At 40.7% G+C, this 3,930-nt stretch carries 6 protein-coding genes; 5 read left to right on the top strand and 1 reads right to left on the bottom strand.

Annotated elements, in window-relative coordinates:
* From J7M13_00430 to J7M13_00420, 3 genes are all read left to right on the top strand, one after another.
* Positions 1-531: hypothetical protein (locus J7M13_00430; protein MCD6362459.1), on the top strand; the 531-nt coding region annotated here is incomplete at its 5' end.
* Positions 532-584: 53 nt separating this feature from the next.
* Positions 585-788: a hypothetical protein gene (locus tag J7M13_00425; GenBank protein ID MCD6362458.1), complete on the top strand. Its 204-nt coding sequence runs from the start codon at positions 585-587 to the stop codon at positions 786-788.
* Complete coding sequence (locus tag J7M13_00420; GenBank protein ID MCD6362457.1) at positions 785-1,039, top strand: type II toxin-antitoxin system RelE/ParE family toxin; 255 nt, start codon at positions 785-787, stop codon at positions 1,037-1,039. Before J7M13_00425 ends, J7M13_00420 begins: the two co-directional genes overlap by 4 nt.
* 61 nt (positions 1,040-1,100) lie before the next feature.
* Here J7M13_00420 and J7M13_00415 read toward each other — a convergent pair whose 3' ends face one another.
* Positions 1,101-2,093, bottom strand: coding sequence for a hypothetical protein (locus tag J7M13_00415; protein ID MCD6362456.1), 993 nt, complete (start codon positions 2,091-2,093; stop codon positions 1,101-1,103).
* A 148-nt stretch (positions 2,094-2,241) separates the two neighbouring features.
* On the opposite strand from J7M13_00415, the gene J7M13_00410 reads away from it, so the two are divergent.
* Positions 2,242-3,327: an ATP-binding protein gene (locus tag J7M13_00410; protein ID MCD6362455.1), complete on the top strand. Its 1,086-nt coding sequence runs from the start codon at positions 2,242-2,244 to the stop codon at positions 3,325-3,327.
* A partial coding sequence (locus J7M13_00405; GenBank protein ID MCD6362454.1) for an AAA family ATPase occupies positions 3,324-3,930 on the top strand: 607 nt, incomplete at its 3' end. The genes J7M13_00410 and J7M13_00405, both read left to right, overlap by 4 nt.

The raw sequence follows: 3,930 nt of genomic DNA, 5'->3' as shown, positions 1-3,930 counted from the left end.
GCTACCATAGCCGTTCTTGGAGGCATGGCTATGCTTATCCTCTGTGGTAAAGAGGCTGAGAAGATAATAAGGGAATCTGTAGAGCTTCCAACCCTTCTTTTCTTCGCTGGTTTCTTCGTTATAGTAGGTGCGCTGGACTACTCCGGCGTCATAAGGAAACTTGGCTCTGCCTTTATATCCTTGGTAGGGAATAAACAGTTTCTCGCCGCTAACGTTTTACTCTGGGGGTCAGGCTTTGCCAGCGCGTTTATAGACAATATTCCGTATACTGCTACGATGGTTTATTTCGTTAATGATCTTATACACACTGCTCATTTTTCATCTGCATTCTGGTGGGTTTTGGCTCTTGGAGCATGCCTCGGAGGAAATGGAACGCTTATAGGAGCTTCCGCTAACATAGTGGTTGCAAGCATAGCGGATAGAGCTGGCTATTGCATTCGCTTTCTTGATTTTCTCAAAGTAGGGATGTTTACGATGGTGCTTTCTCTTATACTCTCGGATATCTATATAGCTTTAAGATACTTTATGTAATTTGCTATAATAAGTTTTAGGATATCAGACTGGTTAGACGAGGAGGTTCTAAAATGGCGAAGCACGATATAACCATAGAGGAGATAAGGGGAGTTGTAAGAGAGATAGTAGAGGAGGTTGTAAAAAGTGAAATTTTAAAGCTAAGGATTAGCCTATTACCTTTTGTTTCTGACGAAGAAGAAAGGGAAATAGAAGAAATGTTCGGAAGGGAAGCGATGGAAGAAGTTGTGGTATATGAGGAAGATATAAAAATATGATTTGGAAATTTAGGTATAGAAAGCAAGCTTTTTCCTTTCTGAACGGGCACGATCTTCTTGAGCCTGTGAGAGATAAAATTGCAAGCTATATTAGTGGTGAAAGGGTTGATATTAAGAAGCTTAAGGGAAGGTGGAGAGGTTTCCTTAGGCTAAGAATCGGGAAAGTCAGAGTGGTTTTTAAGCTGGATGTTGAAAACAAAATTGTTGAAATTTATAAAGCTGGCTTAAGAGGAGAAATTTATAAGAAGTAAAAGGGAAAAGTGGTACCCCTCTTTTGTCTTCCTGGAGGTAAAAGAGGAGTACCACTTTTTTCTATCCTCCTAAAAGTTTTGAGATAAGGAAGCCTATTCCACCGCACCCCAAAAGCAGAAGCAGCAGATTAAGCGTTGTCTTTGAGCTCACGCTCGATAGCTTATTTTCAAGAGCGCTGATTCTTGGATCCATCATGTTGATTCTTTCAACCAGTTTTTCTGTATTCTCTCGCAGGATTGTCTCTATATCACTCTTTTGGGAGGAAATCTCCTCCTTGAAATCGGAAATTTTATCCTCAAGCGCTTTTATAGCCTCGTTAATCTTTTCCTCCTGCTTCATTAAATCCTTTTTGATTTCCTCTATAGTGGAGGCAAAGTCACTTATACTGTTTCTTACCGAGCTTTCCATGTAATTTATCTCTTCTGCAAGCTTTGTGCTCAGTTTACTTTCTATCTCGCTCAGTCCCTCTTTTAGCTCAGTGGCTACGTCCTGAATTTTCGTTGCTTCACCTTCAAGAACTCCCTTTATCTCGCGCTTGAACGATTCTAAGTCCGATCTAACTTCCTTCATAGGAGCTTCGAGATCTATCTTTTTCAAGGTCTCAACTATCTCACTTTCTATTCTGCTTGATGTTTTCAAGAAGCTATCCTCAATCTTTGAAAAAGTATCTTTCACCTTCCTTCTTATTTCCTCTCCTTCTTCCTGAAGTCCTTTTAGCGTTTCCGTTATTTCTCTTAAAGCCTCTTTCGTCGCATTGAGCATCTCCTCACGTAAAGTTCTATAATCCGCTTTCATTTCGCTTGCTAAGGCGCTAATCTCCCTTCTGAATCCCTCGAAGCTTGCCTCAAGGCGAGCAGAAAGCAGGGTGAACTCGTCTCTTAATAGCCTGTACTCTATAGATGGTCTTAATGTTTCCTGTATAAGCTCGCGAAACTCATCTGTGGGTAGTATTTCTTTAAGGGCGCTTACCACAAGCTCCTTTGTTTCTTTCTCCTTCTCTTCGGGTTTCGTCTCTTCAGGTATTACCTCTTCAAGCATTCTCTCTTCTTCCATGTTCGTTCCCTCCTTTTAAGAGCTCTTACTAAGAGAATTTTACCATAAGAATCCAAATGATATAATAATTAAAAATGGAACTGCAGGACAAGCTTGATGAGCGAGCTGTGAGGGAAATCCTGGGAGACCGAAAGGGAGAGTGGGTTGAATGAGAAATGGTGTAGTAGATATACCTGAGTTTGTTGATAGGGAAAGGGAGAAAGAGGAACTTAAGGCGGTTCTCTCTGGGAGGCCCAATCTGGTTTACTTTGTTTATGGTCCTATAAACAGCGGAAAGACCACTCTTTTAATGAAGGTGTTTGAGGAATTGCCTGAGGAGTATATAGTGTTTTATATAAATTTCAGGTGGAGAGAGGTATCAAACATAGGAGAATTATTACAGGTGCTTTTTGAGGTTAAATATGGAGAGGGTAAAAAAGCAGTGAGGGAATTCATTAAAGAGGTATTAAAAACAGGAGGAAGAGCATTAGAGAAGTTTAAAGGTATTCCTATCTCAGAGAGATTGTTTGATATTTTGTTTAGAAGCATGAGGAAGGAAGAAGATGTTTTCAGGTATTTAGAGGTGGTGTTTGAGGAGATAGTTAAGGAGAGGCTGAAGCCGGTGTTTGTTTTAGACGAGATGCAGACGATAAGGGAAGTGATGAATGCTGCAGGCAGGCCTGTACTAAATGGTTTGTTTAATTTCCTTGTTGGTATGACTAAGGAGAAGCATTTGTGTCATTGTTTATGTTCAACGAGCGATTGTTTATTTATAGAGGATGTGTATAGCAATGCTCACCTTGAAGGGAGAGCAGAATATATATTAGTAGATGACCTGTCTAAAGAAAAGGCTTTTGAAGCGTATGAAGAGTTTGGATTCGGTGATAAAGAGCTTTTGTGGGATTATATAGGCGGAAAGATAGGAGACATGGTGAGGGTTTTCGAGGATAAGAAAAGAGGATATGGGGAAAGAGGATCAGTTGAAAGGATGCTCAACGATCAAAAAGTGAAGCTCAAGAGTTTTTTAGAAGCGGTAGAAGAGGGAGAAAAAGGTAATATAGCGGTGATAGAGGAAGTAGAGAAAGCTTTTATAAAGATGGGAAAGGAAGAGAGAGAGATTGAGGCGGAAAAGATTCCACGTAAGGTGCGGCTTTTTTTAATCCAGGCGAACATGCTATTTTACAATCCGCTTGAGGGGACGGTAAGGCCTCAAAGCAGGCTTTTGTGGAGAGCGATAAGGGAGGTATTTGGATGAAATTTTGGGACAGGGAGAGGGAAGCGAAATGGCTAAAGAGGTATTTGCGGACTGAACCCAATGCTATTCTTTTCGTATATGGTCCTAAGTCCAGTGGTAAAAGCACGCTTTTGCAGAGGGTGGTTGAGGAGCTACCTAAGGGTGAGTTTAAGTATTACTGGTATGATTTGAGGGAGAGGGTTATTAGTGGATATGAAAGTGTATTAAAGCTGTTTTTTAAGGAAAAGGGGTGGTTGAAGAGGGTTTTAGAGAGGGTACCGTCTTTGATGCGGATACCTTTAGGGGTTTTTGAGGTTGAATTATCTGATATGGATAAGATATTTCGTGGAGAGCTTGATGCGTTTGAGGAGATGAAGCTTATACTGGAGAGGGATTCGAGGGAGGAAGGAGTAACTCCTGTGATAGTCTTTGACGAGCTACAGAAGCTGAAGGAGGTTTACTTAAACAGTCCGAATAATCAGAGGCCGTTGATAAACGAGCTATTTAACTTTTTTGTCAGGCTTACTAAGGTTTTACATCTTTCACATGTAATAGTTATGACTTCGGACACGTTTTTTATAGAGCGAATTTATGGGGACTCCGCTTTGAAGCACACATCTCGAT

The sequence above is a fragment of the Synergistota bacterium genome (assembly GCA_021159885.1).
Lineage (GTDB): Bacteria > Synergistota > GBS-1 > GBS-1 > GBS-1 > AUK310.
This window is presented reverse-complemented; position numbering and strand designations above follow the sequence as displayed.